The following is a 17,877-nucleotide window of genomic DNA, read 5'->3' on the forward strand; positions in this document are numbered from 1 at the left end:
ATTTTTATATATTTAATCTAATAATGGAAGTGAAGGTTATTTTACTTTTTCTGCCCAGTTCATAAAATTGTTTACAACCTGATCTAAGAAATCTAGAGTTTGTTCGTGTACAAGTTCTCCTTGTTCATTTACTTTATCAAGCACGGTACCGATAAAAACTTCATTTCCTGGAAGTGTGACAGCGCCGACTCCAGCTGAGTTGAGTATTTGACGCAAGTGCATTTGCGCTTTTACTGTTCCCATTGCACCAGGCGTTGCCCCAACAATCATCGCAGGTTTATTGACCATTACTTTTTCCACTCTTGAAAACCAATCAATGGCGTTCTTTAAAAATGCAGGAATGGAGTGATTATATTCAGGTGTTAAAAATAATAACCCATCACTATCTTTAATTCTTTGGCGAATTTCTAAAACGGCCGCTGGTGGTGTAAGTTCATCATCTTGATTATACATCGGTAATCTTTCAAGAGGGAGGATATCTATCTCGAGCTCTTCTTGATAACGATCTTTCATTAATAAGGCTAACTTTTTATTTATTGATTCTTTACGATTGCTTCCAACAAATGCAGCAATTTTCATATAAACGCCTCCATTATGTAATAATTAATGTTTCCATCATAGCATAGACCTATTTGAAATCTGTTATAAATGCTCAGAAAATCTAATCGTTTCAATTAAAGGAACATTTTTTAAGTAAAATGGGTAAATTAACTAATAAAGTTCTTTTGGAAATATGTCCTCTATATGTGTACAATTATTTAAAATGTGGTAAAGTATAATTTGTAAAACCTATACATAGCAAATGTATAACTAGAAAATAGTTGTATTTTTCCAGAGGACAGTTGTCTATTTTGAAAAGAAAATGAAGATGAAACCCTAGGAGGAAAAGAAATATGTCAAGCAATATTCTTAATCAATTTTTAAGTGAAAATCTTGAGGATTTAAAAGATAAAGGATTATATAACGAAATTGACCCGTTAGAAAGTGCGAATGGTCCAATCATTAAAATTAACGGGAAAGAGTTAATCAACTTATCTTCTAACAATTATTTAGGTTTAGCAACAAATGATACGTTAAAGACAATTGCTAAAGAAGCGATTGATAAATATGGTGTTGGTGCAGGAGCAGTTAGGACGATTAATGGTACGTTGCAAATTCATGTAGAGCTTGAAGAAACACTTGCAAAATTCAAGCATACAGAGGCAGCAATTGCTTATCAATCTGGATTCAATTGTAATATGGCGGCGATTTCTGCAGTTATGGATAAAAATGATGCCATCCTTTCAGATGAGCTTAATCATGCTTCTATCATTGACGGTTGCCGTTTATCCAAAGCAAAGATTATTCGATTTAATCATTCTGATATGGACGATCTTAGAGCAAAAGCAAAGGAAGCAACAGAATCTGGGCAATACAATAAAGTAATGGTCATTACAGATGGTGTATTTTCAATGGATGGTGATATTGCTAAATTACCAGAAATCGTTAAAATCGCTGAAGAGTTTGATCTAATAACATATGTAGATGATGCTCACGGTTCTGGTGTATTAGGTAAGGGTGCTGGTACGGTAAAACATTTTGGTCTTTCTGATAAAGTGGATTTCCAAATTGGTACATTATCGAAGGCAATCGGAGTAGTTGGTGGTTATGTAGCTGGTAAACAACAATTAATCGATTGGTTAAAGGTGAGAAGTAGACCTTTCTTATTTTCTACATCTGTTACACCTGCTGATGCCGCTGCAAGTAAAAAAGCGATTGAGATGTTAATGGAGAGCACAGCGCTAAATGAAAAATTATGGGAAAACAGTGAATACTTAAAAGCAGGCTTAAAGAAATTAGGATTTAATATCGGTGACAGTGAAACACCGATTACACCTTGTATCATTGGGGATGAAGTGAAAACGCAAGAATTTAGTAAGAAACTTAATGAAGCTGGAGTGTATGCAAAGTCCATCGTATTCCCAACGGTACCAAGAGGAACTGGTCGTGTACGTAATATGCCATCTGCTGCACATACGAAAGAAATGCTAGATCAAGCGTTAACTATATATGAAACGGTAGGAAAAGAACTAGAGATTATATAAAATCACCCTTTTAGAGAGGGTTGAAAAGGGTAGGAGAAAAAATGAAAAAAATTATGATTACTGGCGCACTTGGCCAGATTGGCTCAGAGTTAACACTGAAATTGAGAGAAATCTATGGAACGGACCATGTCATTGCAACAGATATTAGAAGCAATGACTCAGAGGCAGCTACATCAGGTCCTTTTGAAATGGTAGACGTTACAGATGGAAAAACGATGTTAGAAGTGGCGAAAAAGCATCAAGTTGATTCTATTATTCATATGGCTGCCTTATTATCAGCAACAGCTGAAGCAAATCCAGTGTTTGCTTGGAATTTAAATATGGGTGGATTGATGAACGCACTTGAAGCAGCAAGAGAAACGGGTGCGCAATTCTTTACGCCAAGTTCCATTGGCGCTTTTGGACCTTCTACACCAAAAGACCTTACACCACAAGATACGATTTGCCGACCAACAACAATGTACGGTGTCAATAAAGTGTCTGGAGAGCTTCTTTCAGATTATTACTATCATAAATTCGGTGTGGATACGCGCGGTTTACGATTCCCAGGATTAGTTTCTTACGTAACACCTCCAGGAGGCGGAACGACCGATTATGCTGTGGAGATTTATTACGAAGCGATGAAAAACAAAGCGTATACTTCTTATATTGCAGAAGGTACCTATATGGATATGATGTATATGCCTGATGCCTTAAATGCGATAGTCAACCTTATGGAGGCTGATCCAGCAAAATTATTACATCGTAATTCATTTAATGTGACAGCAATGAGTTTTGAACCGGAGCAAATCGCTGCTGAAATTCGTAAGCATATACCAGAATTCACCTTAACGTATGATGTCGATCCAGTTCGCCAATCGATTGCTGACAGTTGGCCAAATGCCATTGACGCTTCAGCCGCAAAAGAAGAATGGGGATTTAAAGCAGAGTATGATCTTGCAAGAATGACTGAGGATATGTTAAATAAACTAAAATAATGATATAGAAAAACGCCCTTTTGATAAGCGGGCGTTTTTCTTTGAGTTAAAATAGATTTTAGTATATCCATGCTAAGGAGGATTTATCGTATCGTAAATTTGTTCATTTTAGTTCGAATCCTGAGACGATAAAAGGTTTACATAAATATATTATGTCAACTAAATGTTTCATCGTTATTTGTCTATGGAAATTTCCAAAATAGAATGCTGGTGCACGATTCGTAGTGGAGTTGTAATATGAGGAAGCATAAGTTTTCTGCTATATGTTGCACCATCACTTTTTGCGACAGCACTGATAATAAGCTCATCTCCTGTTGGTATTACTTGCACATGATGATAACGATCTTCTTCAATTAAGGCTTCAATAATATAAGCTGATTCTGTATCAAATACATCGATACGAAAGATAGACTCGTCTAAAAAAGATGTTAACGGATCAAGAAACATGCTTTCAAACCAACTCTGCCACTCCATATTCATACATATCACCCCAGTATGATAATGTATGCGTATACACAAATAATGTGAATCGTACCACGGATTTTTTTAATGTTAATGGGGAAAAATATATATCCTCTTCCAAATTAATGATGAATTATTTTTATTAGGAACAGTCCGGGTATAAGGTAAAATGAGTCCGGTACAATACCGAACCCATTTCAAGAATGCAAAGTTATTTCATTAAGTTTTTATTTTGATCACTTATGCAATTGTATCGAACAAACTTCTACATATCATGATGAGAGTGATTCTTTTGTCTTGAATGATTTCTATTCTTTACTTTCTTAGAGCCACTTAAAGGCTCAGGTTGTCCTGGATTATCCCCTTTTGGAGCGTTTTTTCTCATATCTTTACCATCATTTTTATTCATTTTTTTATTTCCCTCCTTTTGTTTATAGGATGAAAGAATCCCCATTTTTTATACGGTATATTTTATCATCACACTGAACAATTTAATTGTAAGAAAAGCAAAAGAGGTGAAAACAAGTTATGCCTTATCATAAAAATAAACAGCAAGCATTTCAAGCAGCCCAACAAAGTATGGAAGATGTAGAAGAACAGTATCATGTAATAGATAAACATGCGAGTACGTATGGCCAACAACTCAAACATCTGTCTCAAGAAATAGCAGAAACTTATGAACAAATTCAAAATGCTTTAGAAGTTGCATCAGAGCATCAAAAAGAGCAATTGCTTAAATTTCAAACGGATTTGGATGCCATTACAAGCCAAGTGCAATCGGAAAAATAAAAAATAGTGCTAAGAAAGTCGAATAAAGTCAATTAAACACGATTGGTTTATTTTCTTAATATAATAATTAAATGAAGTCTATTTCACACCGTAATTGATAACCTCTCTCAATTACGGTGTTTTTATGTTTATCATATCATTTATTAGAAATACCATAAGAAAAACTTATCAATAACAATAACTTTCTTGTTATTTACTTATGTTGAATGTTGTATTATTATAGAAATTGTGAGAAAAGTGAGGATGGGTAAAAATTCAAACTTTTCGATTGATTACCATTAAGTGGTATTATAGTACTTTGTAGTTCGAATTAGGGGGTAATACTATGGCGAAAAATGATGTGTTTAATTCCCGTAAATCATTTGATGTAGATGGGAAACGTTATCATTACTATGACTTAGCAGCACTTGAAAATGCAGGTATAGGACAGGTATCTAAATTACCATATTCTATTAAAGTCCTACTTGAATCTGTACTACGTCAATATGACGGTCGTGTAATTACAAAAGAGCATGTTGAAAACTTAGCAAAATGGGGAACAGCAGATGTGAAGGAAGTGGATGTACCATTTAAACCTTCACGTGTTATCCTTCAAGACTTTACAGGTGTACCAGCAGTTGTAGACTTAGCTTCTTTAAGAAAAGCTATGGCTGATATGGGTGGAGATCCAGATATGATCAACCCTGAAAAACCAGTTGATCTTGTTATTGACCACTCTGTACAAGTTGATAAATATGGCACACCAGATGCACTAGATGCAAATATGGTTTTAGAATTTGAAAGAAACGCAGAACGTTACCAATTCTTAAGTTGGGCACAAAAAGCATTTGATAACTATCGTGCTGTTCCACCTGCGACAGGTATCGTTCACCAAGTAAACTTAGAATATCTTGCAGATGTTGTAATTGCAAATGAAACAACAGAAGGAGATTTTGAAGCATTCCCTGATACACTTGTTGGTACTGACTCTCATACAACGATGATTAATGGTATCGGTGTACTCGGTTGGGGTGTTGGTGGTATTGAGGCGGAAGCTGGTATGCTTGGACAGCCTTCATATTTCCCAGTTCCTGAAGTGGTTGGGGTGAAACTTGTTGGTGAGCTACCTAATGGAGCAACAGCTACTGACCTAGCCTTAAAAGTAACACAAGTTTTACGTACACACGGTGTTGTAGGTAAATTTGTGGAATTCTTCGGACCAGGTGTTCCTGCACTTCCACTAGCTGATCGTGCAACAATCGCGAACATGGCACCTGAATATGGTGCAACATGTGGATTCTTCCCTGTTGATGGTGAATCTTTAGAATACATGCGTCTAACTGGACGTAAAGAAGAACAAATCAAAGTTGTTGAAGCTTATTCTAAAGCAAATGGATTATTCTTCGATCCTTCATTAGAACCAGTTTATACAGATGTAGTAGAAATTAACTTAGCTGATATTGAACCGAACCTTTCCGGTCCGAAACGTCCGCAAGATTTAATTCCGCTTTCTGCTATGAAAAAAGAATTTAATAAAGCTGTTACTGCTCCTCAAGGTAACCAAGGTTTTGGTTATGATGAGAAAGAGTTTGATAAAACAGCAACAGTTAACTTCAAAAATGGCGATTCTACGACAATGAAAACAGGTGCAGTTGCAATTGCTGCAATCACTAGCTGTACAAACACATCTAATCCTTATGTATTAGTTGGTGCAGGTCTTGTTGCGAAAAAAGCAGTAGAACTTGGTTTGGAAGTTCCTAAATATGTAAAAACATCTTTAGCACCGGGTTCAAAAGTTGTAACTGGATACTTAAATAACTCTGGTTTACTTCCTTATTTAGAGCAATTAGGATTTAATCTAGTAGGTTATGGATGTACAACATGTATCGGTAACTCTGGTCCTTTAAAAGAAGAAATTGAAGAAGCGATTGCTGATAGTGATTTACTTGTTACTTCTGTTCTTTCTGGTAACCGTAACTTTGAAGGTCGTATCCATCCATTAGTAAAAGGTAACTACCTTGCTTCACCACCGTTAGTAGTTGCATACGCTCTAGCTGGAACAGTTGATGTTGATCTTCAACATGATGTTCTTGGTCAAGATAAAGATGGGAACGATGTATTCTTTAAAGACATCTGGCCAACAACAGAGGAAATCAATGCAGTCGTTAAACAAACGGTTACACCTGATTTATTCCGTGATGAATATGAGCGTGTATTCGATGATAATGAGCGTTGGAATGAAATTAAAACAAGTAATGAACCATTATATACTTTTGATGAGTCATCTACTTATATCCAAAACCCACCATTCTTTGAAGGTTTAAAACCAGATCCAGAAGAAGTAAAACCATTAAATGGTTTACGTGTAGTTGGTAAATTTGGTGATTCTGTTACAACTGACCATATTTCTCCTGCAGGTGCAATCGGTAAAGATACACCAGCTGGTAAATACCTTCGTGAAAATGGCGTAGAAGTTCGTGACTTTAACTCTTATGGTTCTCGTCGTGGTAACCATGAAGTCATGATGCGTGGTACATTTGCTAATATCCGTATCCGTAACCAAATTGCACCAGGTACTGAAGGTGGATTCACAACGTACTGGCCAACGGGTGAAGTGACATCCATTTATGATGCATGTATGCAATATAAAGAAGATGGAACTGGATTAGTTGTACTTGCTGGTAAGGATTACGGAATGGGATCATCTCGTGACTGGGCAGCAAAAGGAACAAATTTACTCGGTATTAAAACAGTTATTGCTGAAAGCTATGAGCGTATTCACCGTTCTAACCTTGTGTTAATGGGCGTTCTACCACTTCAATTTAAAGCTGGGGAAAGTTCTGATACACTAGGATTAACTGGTAAGGAAACAATTAGTGTTGAAATTGGAGAAGACGTGAGACCTCGCGACTTTGTAAAAGTGACAGCAATTGCAGAAGATGGCACTGTAACTACTTTTGAAGCACTTGTTCGTTTCGACTCTGAAGTGGAAATTGATTACTATCGTCATGGTGGTATCTTGCAAATGGTACTTCGTAATCGATTGCAGAAATAATTGTAGCAATCCTGCCCTCTACACATCTAGATGTGTAGAGGGTTTTTAGTTTCCAAACTTCACCCCTTTTAGGAAGGAATTTGCCTCCATTCAATACTCATAGAATCACGATGTAAAGTTTTTAAAAAAGCTTAGGATTAAATGAAATGAGTTAAAATGATTGAGCATAGTAAAACAAAAGGAGATAACAATTGAAAGCATGGATGATTGGTCCGTTTTTAATTACTGTAAATCAGTTAAGTCTTGCATTAGCGTTTGTAATCACCTATTTATTTAAAAAAACTTTGTTTAAAGTTGAAGGGAAGATAAAAGATGAAGTTAGTTCTAGTCTGGTGACTGGTCTAATTATTTTTCTCCTATGTTATAAAGGGTTGCCACTCATAACGAGATTTGCAGATGTAATAAAGAACCCCTTTATCATTGTTTATTCAAGTAGTGGGCTGAAAGGTCTATTTTTCGCTTTAGTTATCATGGTCATTTATTTATTTATTTATAAAAGCCTATCGCTCGCATTTCTCTATGATTCAATGGATGCGTATCGCTTTCGTTTATTTATTTACATATTTTCTTTCATTTTGGATGATCAGAACACTATATTTTCTTTTCTATTAGGAACAATAATGAAAGGAAGGAGTGTTCTAGTTGAAAAAAATCTTATTATTCCTTTGTTGCCTTTTCCTATTTATCCCGCTAGAAACTGCAGCAGAAGATCAATTACCAGGTTTGAAGATCGGCACAAAAGCACCCGACTTTAAGCTTCAGACTATTGAAGGTAAAAATGTCAGTTTAACGGAATTTCGCGGAAAAAAAGTGATGCTCAACTTTTGGGCTACTTGGTGTGCGCCATGTAAACAAGAAATGCGTGATTTCCAATCATTTTATCAAAATAAAAAGGATACTAATATAGAGATCATTGCCATTAACATTGATACAAAAAGTAATGTCAGCAAATATGTTGAGCGTTTAGGTATTACTTTTCCGGTTTTATTAGACGAGAATGATCACGTAAATGAGGTTTATCAAGTGCTGGTAATACCAACAACTTATTTCATTGATGAAAAGGGCGTTATAAGGGATAAATACTATAGTGCTATGCCTTTATCATTAATTAAAGAAAAGTTAAAGCAGTTTTAATATATCTCTTTTATACTTATTTGATTCCAATAGCTAAATCCATTATTAAATTTTCTAAAATTTGTAATAACTTTCTATTGAATGGGGCATACTGCTAATAAAATAGAAAGAAATGGTGGGTGAAGAATTTTATGAGAAAACCTAAAAGAAGAACGTTTGCTGATCTGGTATTGGAGAATAAGCTTCAATTAATGAAAGATCAATCTGCAATGGATAAAATAGAAATGCGATTAGAAGAAAAACATGCTAGTCACCTGAAGGCAGAGTAGATTTTTACCTGACTATTTCACTTAACTTCCGAACATAATAATATGAAGGAGGGATAAGTGATGGGTAATCCAAAAAAGAACAGTAAAGCTTTTGTCCCCAATCACCTTGGTACACAATCAAGAGGTTTTGGTGGCAATAAAGGGAAACAAATGCAGGATAAAACAGGCAAACAACCTGATGTGATTCAAACAAAAGGTGAATAAATGTCAAAAGGATGCTTAGGTAGGCCGTACCTAAGCATCCTTTTGTATGTAAGCGGCTTTACTTCAATATGAAGAAAAAAATATGGTATAGTTAGTTTAAACCATTGAATAAAGTGATGTGAATAGAATGAAACAAAAGAAAACAGAAATTGACAAAAATGGTTCCCAGCAAGTACATACTAAAAGAAATATATTTGAACAAATCTCTCGTTTAGATGAAAAAACGGATGCTGAACAATTATCAAAGTTGCTAACAGAAGCTGCGCAATTGTCTGCTATAAGGGACAAAACAGATGTTCAATTGCCAGTTGCATGGTTACAAAAGGCGATTGAATTATCACCGCAGAATCTCAGAGCAAAAGAAGCGCTTGCAGAAACAAAATGGATGATTAACAAAGAATTCATGGATCAACTACAATATCCTATTATTCGTGAAACTGATAATCGTGCAACAAAAAAATATGCTGCAGAAGAAATGATAGCCATCACAAACCGTTTTATGCAAGAAACTCTTAAAGCAAAAGAACATTTAAAAGGTCAAAAAGAGGAACTAAGTAAGTATAAAAATGATCAGCTGAGTCCTTTTGTAGACGATTTATATGCTATCCTCGAAGACGCTCTATTCATTGGCGATGAATTAGTTGAGGTTGCTGAAGCATATGAGCAATCGATATCCGGCGTATTTCATACAGCAATACATTATGATGAAGTAAAGAGAAAAATTGAGCAACTTTTGAAAGTGAAAGAAAAGTGGCAACAAAGAATTGAAGCCTACGAAATACAGAAAAAGCAACATGTGACTCCTTTAAATGAACTTGATGAAATGGTTGGTATGATTAATGTAAAGAAGAGAATTAAAGCTTATTATCAATTTTTACAGTATCAACATAGACGTCGTACTTTAGGTTTTAACCTGCGAGATCAAATGAGTCTCAATATGGTGATCACAGGGAATCCTGGAACAGGTAAAACAACTTTAGCGAGAACACTTGCGCGTATATACCATCATTTAGGTGTCTTACCAAGGGAGAATGTTATAGAAACTAATCGTTCACAATTAGTCGGCGCATATGTTGGGCAAACCGAAGAGAATGTTGGACAATTAGTCGAAAAAGCGCTAGGTGGAGTATTATTCATAGATGAGGCTTATACATTGAATCGATCAGATCAGTCAAAGGACGATTATGGACAAGTAGCAATTGATACGCTTGTTTCGTTAATGACAAGTGAAAAGTATAGTGGACGGTTGGCAGTAATATTGGCAGGCTACCCTGATGAAATGCGACAGTTTCTTGAAGTAAATCCGGGATTACGCAGTCGTTTCCCACAAGCAAATCATCTCCATCTTCAAGATTACAATGACTACGAGTTGTTAGAGATAGGGAAGCGGATCGCTTTAAATAATGATTATGTGCTAACTAGTTCAGGAGAAAGGGCGTTGTTAAAGAGAATAGAAAGAGAGCGTGTTGATGACACCTTTGGTAACGCAAGAGCTGTACATGATGTCATTCTCGATGCGATATTTTCTAAAGGTATTAAGGGTGATCAAGCAGATATTAGAGAACTAACCATATTAGAAGAAGATGATTTTACCATCGATGAGGAAGAGTCTATTGATCAACCGCAGAAGCAACTGGATGAAATGATTGGATTGGAGCATGTTAAAGAAGAAGTAAAGACTTTAGTGTCATTTGTACAAGTACAGCATATGCGAGGGCAACAAGGATTACCGGCCATTCCTGTGCAGCTACACTCAGTTTTTACAGGAAATCCAGGTACTGGAAAAACGACGATAGCGAAAATTTTCGCACAATTATTAAAAGAATGTGGCTTGCTCAAACGGGGCCATCTTATTGTTTCGAGTAGAGCTGACTTTGTTGCTGGTTATATTGGCCAGACAGCATTAAAAACAAGAAAACTTATTCGCCAAGCATTAGGTGGTGTTTTGTTTATTGATGAAGCGTATTCTCTTTTATCAGATATCACTACGGATTTCGGAAAAGAAGTGATAGATACGCTTGTGGATGAAATGACTAAACATAATGAAAATTTGGTTGTGATATTAGCAGGGTATCCAATGGAAATGGAAAAGCTATTGGCAAGTAATCCTGGACTAAGGTCGCGGTTTAAAAAGTTTTTACATTTTCCGGACTATACTGCTGAAGAGATGCTGAAGATGATGAAAGCATTTTTAGCAAGTTATGAAATGAGTTTAACGAAGGCGGCCGAACAATTACTGATAGAATATTTTACGAATACAGTAACAGAAGGTAATGGTCGTTTAGTTGTGAATCTTGCTGAAGGGGCCATTCAGAATCAAGCAAGAAGAATTATGGAAGATTCACATACAAGTGAGTCATCGTTATCCACATTAACAGAGAGAGATTTTATGAATACAATAGGCGGGAATAGAAAGGAAGACAAGACTAGTGCTAGTTTCAACGAAAGAGATAGAAGTTAGATATGCGGAAACAGATCAAATGGGTGTGGTCTATCATGCCAATTATATTATTTGGATGGAACTAGGTCGAACGCAATTCGTAAAAGACCTAGGTTTTAATTATGCGGCATTAGAAGAACAAGGTGTATTATCACCTGTACTCGATATACAAGCATCTTATAAAAAACCTCTCCATTATGGGGAGACAGCTACAGTCAAGACCTGGGTAGAAGCTTATGATGGTTTAAGGACAACTTATGGGTATGAGATATATAACCAAGAAGGCATTCTCGCTGTTAGTGGGTCTTCCTTACACACTTGTGTGAAGAAGGATAGTTTTCGACCGATTTCACTTCGAAGGAAGTTTCCAGATTGGCATGAAGCATACGAAAATGCAAAGAAATAAAGAAAGAAGGCTTAAAAATGGCGTTCGGTATTACTAGGGTGGATGTGAGAAAGTGGAAATCTGATATAGATGCTGGAAAGATCGCCTTTCTTACTCATTATTGGCTTGATGATCGTTTCCCCACGTGTAAGACGGTCACGAAGGTGGGAGCGTCCGATTTGAATCAGCTCATTTTATGGGGGAAGCAATACGGATTGAAGCCGGAGTGGATTCATCATCGTAAGGATGGATACTCTCATTTTGATTTATTAGGAGATAAACAAATCGAAATTATGAAGTTAGAGGGAAAAGAAGAGCATATTTGGAGATAATAAACATCACCCCTAGTTTTAAGAGCTAGGGGTGATGTTTATTTTTCATATTTATACTGCGGTTCGTTTAAGTCCTCATCATAATGCACAATCAAATGATGATCATCGAAGTACCATAAGTCTTTTTCCTCGATGAAAAACTGGATACCTTCAGATTCTTTCGTAACGATAGGATTAACCGGTTCTTCATTAGAAATACCTAAAGAAAAGCCTTGTTGTATCGGGCTTGAACCTCCATAACGGGCAAAAAAACGAACGTAATCTCCAGCGGTTAAAAGCATCTCATCTTTAAACCAATTAATGGCTTTCTCACTCAATCGAATGTCCAAGGTCCCCACTCCTTTTACCTTTATAAGCCTATTGTATACGAAAGCGAAACACACTGCTAAGATTTTGATTGGAAAGAGAAGGGAACCTTATTTATGCTCAGAAAAATATTCATTGATGGCACGAATCCAATTGATTCTTGTTACATCAGAGGCTGTTTGTTTGTCACCTGCTTCTAGCGCTTGAATGATCCGTTCATGCTCGTCGATAGATGATTCTGTTAAGATAATGGCTTTGTAATAGTAAAGTCTCATAACATGAGGTTGGAGACCTTCAATTGCCTGAGTTATATAAGGATTGTTTGTTTCATCTACTATTAATTGATGGAACTCTTCGTCATATTTAAGAGCAGAGAATGAATCCTCAGTATTAATAGCTTCAGCAAATTTCTGATTAATTCCTTTTAAACGATTAATCACCTCTTGCCCCAGATTGCCTGCTACTAATTCAGAAGACAATGCTTGCAGGACACTTAATGGAGGAAGGATTTTCGTTATATCTTCGTGATTTACTGCCGTAACTTGTGTCCCGACACCAGGATACATTTCTACAAATCCTTGGGAATTCAATAATTGTAATGCTTCTCTAATGGGTGTTCTGCTGACTCCTAAAGCTTCCGCAAGATCAGCATCATTCAACTTTTCTTTTGGTTTTAACGTACCATCAATAATCCATTCTTGAATTTGCAAGAATGCTCGTTTTTTGGCTGAAAGTCGTTGTGGAGTTGAAAAATTACTTGGAATTGGCATAATAAACCACCTTTGCGTATCAAATATCTGTAAATTACTCTGTTAGTATAGTGTGATTTTTCAAACTTGCTGAAATAAATACGGAAATATTCTATCCATATTAGTAATATATAGAAAAAATTATATAATAATATAGTTTTTAATGCAATATATCCCCTCGTCCATTAGTTTCTTAAGATAATTTATTGTGTTCATTATAGTGATATGTTATCTTATTAATGCAATATATTAACTGGAATTAGATAAAAGACAGAATTTTTTAAAATTATTTCAGAATATTTAATTTTATGAAGAATAAATATTCTGAAAAATACTAGCGGTGAGAACATCATCTGCTAGTTGTAATTGAGAGGGGTAAACTTGTAAATATGAATCAAAAATCTTCAAATTCTTATGTGGTTGTATTAGGTTTAATGTTATTCTCTTTGTTCTTTGGAGCGGGTAATTTAATATTCCCGATTATGATGGGTCAAGAAGCGGGTACAAATGTTTGGGCAGCAACAGCTGGGTTTATTATAACTGGTGTCGGACTGCCATTATTAGCTGTTGTTGCTCTTGGCTTTTCAGGTAAAAGTGATTTGCAATCGCTTGCAAGTCGAGTGAATCCAACATTTGGACTGATTTTCGCTATTATATTGTATTTAGCTATTGGTCCATTATTTGCCATTCCGAGAGCAGGAAGTGTTTCATTTGAAATTGGCATCCGACCATTATTGCCAGAATCTTCACTGACGATTGGTTTATTAATATTCTCAATCTGCTTCTTTGGTGTTGCGACGATATTATCATTAAATTCATCAAAGATTGTTGATATCGTTGGTAAATATTTAACGCCTATTAAAATTAGCTTTATACTACTATTAATTCTTGTTGCTGTTTTTAATCCTTTAGGATCTTTTGGGGAGCCAACAGAAGCTTATTCACAACACTCATTCTTTAATGGCTTCTCAGAAGGCTATTTAACTATGGATGTACTGGCTGCTTTTGTTTTTGGTGTAATTGTTATTAATGCACTTCGGGCAAAAGGTATAGAGTCAAATCGCTCTATTATGTTTGCTACGATGAAGGCTGGTTTGATTGCTGCGGTTTTATTAGCATTCTTTTATAGTGCGATGGCTTATATGGGTGCTAGTAGTGTTGCGGAATTAGGTATCCTTGAAAATGGTGGAGCTGTTCTCTCGGGTGTAGCCTATGCCTATTTTGGCTCTTATGGAGGAATCGTTCTAAGTGCTGTTATGATTATTGCCTGTATGACAACAAGTGTAGGTTTGATCAGTTCATGTGCTAGCTATTTTAATAAGATCATGCCTAAATTTTCCTATAAGACATATGTAATTGCATTTGCAATTTTCAGTACTGCAGTTGCGAACTTTGGTTTAACAGAGTTAATAGCTATTTCTGTTCCAGTACTTACAGCGATTTATCCTTTGGCGATTTTATTATTAATTTTAACATTTTTCCATCAGTTCTTTAATGGGAAGAAGTCTGTCTATCAAGTGAGTATGATTTTAACGTTTATTGTTAGTGTTTTTGATGGTTTAAAAGAGGCAGGAGTTCAAATAGAGCCTGTTTATCATTTATTCGCAAACATTCTTCCGTTGTATGAAGTGGGATTAGGTTGGATTGTACCAGCTATTATTGGTGTGATTTTAGGTATTGTTATAGATCTGTTTAAAAGAGAGACAAAGATAAAAGAGAATGAAGAAGTAATCTAACTGTTTTTTTACCCTTACAAAAGATTTTCCTTTTGTAAGGGTTTTTTTATGTAACCAATAATATTCACTATTTTATTGATATCTAGAAGGATTATCCTTAGTCATTCCAATTAAGAACGTAAAAATTATCGATGTCCATACTAGTAATATAAGTAAGAATCATTCTATTAATATATTACATATGACTATATTTTTTTAAAATAATATATTGCATTCATTACATGGATATGTTACTTTAATAATGCAATATATTGCTTGAATTTTTTCAGAGATTGTAATTCATACAATATTATATTTAAATATGAATTTTCTGAAGAATTAGTAAATTATAGTATTTGATGATTGTTAACTACAACAGTAGAGGCAGAAGGGGGTAGAAGATATGAATCAAAAGGTTCCATCTTCTTATATTATTGCAGTAGGTTTTATGTTATTTTCATTATTTTTCGGTGCTGGGAACTTAATTTTTCCAGTAATGATGGGTCAAGAAGCAGGAACGAACGTATGGGCCGCAGTAGCGGGCTTTATTATAACAGGTGTTGGTCTTCCTTTATTGGGTGTAATCGCTCTAGGTTATTCTGGTAAAAGTGACTTGCAATCGCTTGCAAGTCGTGTAAGTCCACTCTTTGGTCTCCTTTTTACAGTTGTATTATATTTATCTATCGGACCATTATTTGCGATACCAAGAACTGGTACGGTCTCTTATGAAATTGGTATAAGACCATTCATTTCTGATGAATGGAGCACGATTGGATTAGTTATCTTCTCTATCATTTTCTTTGGAATTACCGCATTCTTCTCTCTGAATGCATCGAAAATTGTTGATATTGTAGGTAAAGTTTTAACACCCATTCTACTATTATTTATCTTAATTTTAATTGTAGTAGCATTTGTTAATCCACTAGGATCTCTACAAGCACCAAGTGAGGCATATACTGTTAACTCTTTCTTTAACGGCTTTACTGAAGGTTACTTAACAATGGATGCTCTTGCAGCTTTCGTATTCGGAATTATAGTGATTGATGCCATTCGCTCCAAAGGCGTTCAATCTACTAAAGTAGTGATGCTTTCAGTGATTAAAGCAGGATTAATTTCAGCCGGTTTGCTTGCCGTGATTTATGGCTCACTTTCTTATATTGGTGCTAGTAGTGTTTCTCAATTAGGTATATTAGGAAACGGTGGTGCAGTTTTATCTCAAGTTTCCGGGCATTATTTCGGCTCATTTGGAGGAGTTATTCTAAGTGTGATTGTCATTGCGGCATGCTTAACGACTAGTATTGGCTTAATCTCTTCATGTGCAGCTTATTTTAGTAAAATCATGCCTAAAGTCTCCTATAATACGTTTGTTATTGTTTTCTCAGTATTTAGTGCAGCGATTGCTAACTTTGGATTAACTCAATTGATCGCTATTTCAGTACCGGTATTAACAGCTATTTATCCATTAGCGATTGTATTATTAATCCTTACGTTTTTACACCCATTGTTTAATGGTAAGAAAACTGTTTATCAAATGAGTATGTTATTTACGTTTATTATTGGTATCTTTGATGGCTTTAAAGCAGCAGGATATACGATTGCCTCAGTAGATAATCTATTCACTAGTATTCTTCCATTATATGATGTAGGGTTAGGTTGGTTAGTACCTGCATTTTTAGGAGCGGTTCTAGGAATAATCATTGGTTTATTTCAAAATAAAAAGGTTGAGGATGAAAAAGAACAATTAATATAATAAGAAAAAAAGCCTCCGACTAAAACGGAGGCTTTTTTTTGCTATAAAACGATGCCAATTATTCGGATGTGAAGTTAATCTCTCAATTGCTGTATGTATTTTCTTTATCGAGCGGTAAAGTAATCTTAATCGTTGTACCTACATTCATTTCAGATGAAATGTTAATCCAGCCATTATGTTGTTCGATAATTCTTTTACAAATGGATAACCCAATGCCTGTGCCCGTCGTTTTAGTAGAATAAAAAGGTTGAAAAAGCTTTTCTAATGTCTCTTCATTCATTCCGAAACCCGTGTCCTTTATAACGATTAAACATGTTTCAGCTGTACTTCTAACAGAGATATTAATCGTATTATCTTGATGCTGCTCTTGTGTATCAAATGATTCCAGTGCATTTTTAATTAAGTTGACTAGTACTTGTTTTAATTGTTTGGCATTTCCATAAATATATGGGTCGTCTTTTGATAATTGGAAGGAGAGTGCAGTATTCTTTAAAATCGCTTCACTCTGAAACAACAGGAAAGTATCGTGAACAAGTTTATTAATAGAAATACCTTCTTTTATTTTGTCCGTTGGCTTTGCTGCATTTAGGAACTCATGAATAATATCATTGGCACGATTAATCTCATCTAGAGCAATATCAACATATTGATTTTTCCCTGACTCGTTGAGATAGGGTTTTAACAATTGTAAAAAACCTTTAACTGTTGTAAGCGGATTACGTATTTCGTGTGCCATCGATGCTGCAAGTGTACTTAAATTTTGGGCGTACTCATTTGTAAAATTTGCTTCATTAATCTGAGACGCAGTTTCATGAATGATTTTCTTTTTTTCATTTAGTTCTAAGCTAAATCTGAGGAGTTTCTGTTCTAATTGTTGTGTTTGATAGTTATAGTCAGCAGTTAATGAATGAAATAAGGGGTAGCAAAATAAATGACATGATTCTTCCTCAGGAATCGTATAGACGCGATAATTGTGATAACCGTTACCGAAAAATAGCTGTAAATTAAGAACTGCTTTTTTCTTCCGTATTTCATTAAATTGTTCGACATCTTCGTAATTCATTAATTGTGTGAATGGGGTACCAATGATTGTATGCTGATTAACTATAGATGTTGAAACCACGTGATTATTGTTGTCAATTAAGAAGTATGGAAATGGTAGTTCTTTTAAGACAATCTCAGTTAATTTCATTTCTTATCATCCTTACCATTGTTTGTCATGTGGAAGTAGTATCTAATGTCATTCT

Annotated in this window: 18 protein-coding genes; 12 read left to right on the forward strand and 6 right to left on the reverse strand. The window is 35.3% G+C overall.

All coding sequences use genetic code 11. From position 1 onward, the window contains the following. Nucleotides 1–36 precede the first annotated feature (36 nt). Nucleotides 37–579 (reverse strand): NADPH-dependent FMN reductase, encoded by a 543-nt coding sequence (locus tag LCM23_RS07605; RefSeq protein ID WP_224936397.1) that lies wholly within the window; start codon nucleotides 577–579, stop codon nucleotides 37–39. Between the two features lie 314 nt (nucleotides 580–893). Here LCM23_RS07605 and LCM23_RS07610 point away from each other — a divergent pair, with 314 nt between their 5' ends. Together LCM23_RS07610 and LCM23_RS07615 are read left to right on the forward strand one after the other, a co-directional pair. After that, nucleotides 894–2,084 carry a glycine C-acetyltransferase gene (locus tag LCM23_RS07610; RefSeq protein WP_224936398.1) on the forward strand — a complete coding sequence of 397 codons (1,191 nt, stop codon included), beginning with the start codon at nucleotides 894–896 and terminating at the stop codon, nucleotides 2,082–2,084. 41 nt (nucleotides 2,085–2,125) lie between these two features. Beyond that, nucleotides 2,126–3,061 carry an L-threonine 3-dehydrogenase gene (locus LCM23_RS07615; protein ID WP_224936399.1) on the forward strand — a complete coding sequence of 312 codons (936 nt, stop codon included), beginning with the start codon at nucleotides 2,126–2,128 and terminating at the stop codon, nucleotides 3,059–3,061. Between the two features lie 174 nt (nucleotides 3,062–3,235). Here the strand turns inward: LCM23_RS07615 and LCM23_RS07620 are convergent, their stop codons facing one another. After that, nucleotides 3,236–3,541, reverse strand: a complete 306-nt coding sequence (locus LCM23_RS07620; protein ID WP_224936400.1) for an Hsp20/alpha crystallin family protein — start codon at nucleotides 3,539–3,541, stop codon at nucleotides 3,236–3,238. A gap of 247 nt (nucleotides 3,542–3,788) precedes the next feature. Further along, complete coding sequence (locus tag LCM23_RS07625; protein ID WP_224936401.1) at nucleotides 3,789–3,932, reverse strand: small acid-soluble spore protein P; 144 nt, start codon at nucleotides 3,930–3,932, stop codon at nucleotides 3,789–3,791. Between the two features lie 119 nt (nucleotides 3,933–4,051). Between LCM23_RS07625 and LCM23_RS07630 the strand changes: the two genes are divergently transcribed. The 8 genes from LCM23_RS07630 (at nucleotide 4,052) to LCM23_RS07665 (ending at nucleotide 12,110) form a co-directional block, all read left to right on the forward strand. After that, nucleotides 4,052–4,312: a hypothetical protein gene (locus LCM23_RS07630; RefSeq protein ID WP_095373336.1), complete on the forward strand. Its 261-nt coding sequence runs from the start codon at nucleotides 4,052–4,054 to the stop codon at nucleotides 4,310–4,312. Nucleotides 4,313–4,637: 325 nt separating this feature from the next. Further along, a complete protein-coding gene (acnA, locus tag LCM23_RS07635; protein ID WP_224936402.1) occupies nucleotides 4,638–7,346 on the forward strand; it encodes an aconitate hydratase AcnA in 2,709 nt (902 codons plus the stop codon). A gap of 642 nt (nucleotides 7,347–7,988) precedes the next feature. Continuing rightward, nucleotides 7,989–8,480: a peroxiredoxin family protein gene (locus LCM23_RS07640; protein WP_224936403.1), complete on the forward strand. Its 492-nt coding sequence runs from the start codon at nucleotides 7,989–7,991 to the stop codon at nucleotides 8,478–8,480. Nucleotides 8,481–8,611: 131 nt separating this feature from the next. Then, on the forward strand, nucleotides 8,612–8,749 hold the full coding sequence (locus tag LCM23_RS07645) for an FbpB family small basic protein (protein WP_095373332.1): 138 nt from the start codon (nucleotides 8,612–8,614) through the stop codon (nucleotides 8,747–8,749). Between the two features lie 60 nt (nucleotides 8,750–8,809). Next, entirely contained in the window at nucleotides 8,810–8,953 is a 144-nt protein-coding gene (locus LCM23_RS07650; RefSeq protein ID WP_095373331.1) for an acid-soluble spore protein N, read from the forward strand. Nucleotides 8,954–9,080: 127 nt separating this feature from the next. Further along, nucleotides 9,081–11,414, forward strand: a complete 2,334-nt coding sequence (locus tag LCM23_RS07655; protein ID WP_224936404.1) for an AAA family ATPase — start codon at nucleotides 9,081–9,083, stop codon at nucleotides 11,412–11,414. Beyond that, the gene (locus tag LCM23_RS07660) at nucleotides 11,383–11,799 is read left to right on the forward strand and encodes an acyl-CoA thioesterase (protein WP_191811710.1); all 417 of its coding nucleotides are present in this window, start codon (nucleotides 11,383–11,385) and stop codon (nucleotides 11,797–11,799) included. The genes LCM23_RS07655 and LCM23_RS07660 overlap by 32 nt, the downstream gene beginning before the upstream one ends. Nucleotides 11,800–11,816: 17 nt before the next feature. Next, nucleotides 11,817–12,110, forward strand: a complete 294-nt coding sequence (locus tag LCM23_RS07665; RefSeq protein ID WP_224936405.1) for a hypothetical protein — start codon at nucleotides 11,817–11,819, stop codon at nucleotides 12,108–12,110. A 38-nt stretch (nucleotides 12,111–12,148) separates the two neighbouring features. Here the strand turns inward: LCM23_RS07665 and LCM23_RS07670 are convergent, their stop codons facing one another. Together LCM23_RS07670 and LCM23_RS07675 are read right to left on the reverse strand one after the other, a co-directional pair. Further along, nucleotides 12,149–12,448, reverse strand: a complete 300-nt coding sequence (locus tag LCM23_RS07670) for a HesB/YadR/YfhF family protein (RefSeq protein ID WP_318247532.1) — start codon at nucleotides 12,446–12,448, stop codon at nucleotides 12,149–12,151. Between the two features lie 78 nt (nucleotides 12,449–12,526). Continuing rightward, nucleotides 12,527–13,186: a GntR family transcriptional regulator gene (locus tag LCM23_RS07675; protein WP_224936407.1), complete on the reverse strand. Its 660-nt coding sequence runs from the start codon at nucleotides 13,184–13,186 to the stop codon at nucleotides 12,527–12,529. 368 nt (nucleotides 13,187–13,554) lie between these two features. On the opposite strand from LCM23_RS07675, the gene brnQ (LCM23_RS07680) reads away from it, so the two are divergent. Next, the gene (gene brnQ / locus LCM23_RS07680) at nucleotides 13,555–14,901 is read left to right on the forward strand and encodes a branched-chain amino acid transport system II carrier protein (protein WP_224936408.1); all 1,347 of its coding nucleotides are present in this window, start codon (nucleotides 13,555–13,557) and stop codon (nucleotides 14,899–14,901) included. Between the two features lie 382 nt (nucleotides 14,902–15,283). Then, nucleotides 15,284–16,630: a branched-chain amino acid transport system II carrier protein gene (gene brnQ / locus LCM23_RS07685; protein WP_224936409.1), complete on the forward strand. Its 1,347-nt coding sequence runs from the start codon at nucleotides 15,284–15,286 to the stop codon at nucleotides 16,628–16,630. Between the two features lie 82 nt (nucleotides 16,631–16,712). On the opposite strand, the gene LCM23_RS07690 is transcribed toward brnQ (LCM23_RS07685), so the two are convergent. Further along, entirely contained in the window at nucleotides 16,713–17,822 is a 1,110-nt protein-coding gene (locus LCM23_RS07690; protein WP_224936410.1) for a sensor histidine kinase, read from the reverse strand. Between the last annotated feature and the right edge of the window lie 55 nt (nucleotides 17,823–17,877).

This window comes from Cytobacillus kochii, assembly GCF_020171845.1.
GTDB classification, from domain to species: Bacteria; Bacillota; Bacilli; order Bacillales; family Cytobacillaceae; genus Cytobacillus; species Cytobacillus kochii.

What these genes read in the sequence shown, in the direction of transcription:
- LCM23_RS07610 (WP_224936398.1), top strand. Translation starts at nt 894, where the DNA reads ATGTCAAGCAATATTCTTAATCAATTTTTAAGTGAAAATCTTGAGGAT.
- LCM23_RS07650 (WP_095373331.1), top strand. Translation starts at nt 8,810, where the DNA reads ATGGGTAATCCAAAAAAGAACAGTAAAGCTTTTGTCCCCAATCACCTT.
- brnQ (WP_224936409.1), top strand. Translation starts at nt 15,284, where the DNA reads ATGAATCAAAAGGTTCCATCTTCTTATATTATTGCAGTAGGTTTTATG.
- LCM23_RS07620 (WP_224936400.1), bottom strand. Translation starts at nt 3,541, where the DNA reads ATGAATATGGAGTGGCAGAGTTGGTTTGAAAGCATGTTTCTTGATCCG.
- LCM23_RS07605 (WP_224936397.1), bottom strand. Translation starts at nt 579, where the DNA reads ATGAAAATTGCTGCATTTGTTGGAAGCAATCGTAAAGAATCAATAAAT.
- LCM23_RS07645 (WP_095373332.1), top strand. Translation starts at nt 8,612, where the DNA reads ATGAGAAAACCTAAAAGAAGAACGTTTGCTGATCTGGTATTGGAGAAT.
- LCM23_RS07630 (WP_095373336.1), top strand. Translation starts at nt 4,052, where the DNA reads ATGCCTTATCATAAAAATAAACAGCAAGCATTTCAAGCAGCCCAACAA.
- LCM23_RS07675 (WP_224936407.1), bottom strand. Translation starts at nt 13,186, where the DNA reads ATGCCAATTCCAAGTAATTTTTCAACTCCACAACGACTTTCAGCCAAA.
- acnA (WP_224936402.1), top strand. Translation starts at nt 4,638, where the DNA reads ATGGCGAAAAATGATGTGTTTAATTCCCGTAAATCATTTGATGTAGAT.
- brnQ (WP_224936408.1), top strand. Translation starts at nt 13,555, where the DNA reads ATGAATCAAAAATCTTCAAATTCTTATGTGGTTGTATTAGGTTTAATG.
- LCM23_RS07615 (WP_224936399.1), top strand. Translation starts at nt 2,126, where the DNA reads ATGAAAAAAATTATGATTACTGGCGCACTTGGCCAGATTGGCTCAGAG.
- LCM23_RS07655 (WP_224936404.1), top strand. Translation starts at nt 9,081, where the DNA reads ATGAAACAAAAGAAAACAGAAATTGACAAAAATGGTTCCCAGCAAGTA.
- LCM23_RS07665 (WP_224936405.1), top strand. Translation starts at nt 11,817, where the DNA reads ATGGCGTTCGGTATTACTAGGGTGGATGTGAGAAAGTGGAAATCTGAT.
- LCM23_RS07625 (WP_224936401.1), bottom strand. Translation starts at nt 3,932, where the DNA reads ATGAATAAAAATGATGGTAAAGATATGAGAAAAAACGCTCCAAAAGGG.
- LCM23_RS07690 (WP_224936410.1), bottom strand. Translation starts at nt 17,822, where the DNA reads ATGAAATTAACTGAGATTGTCTTAAAAGAACTACCATTTCCATACTTC.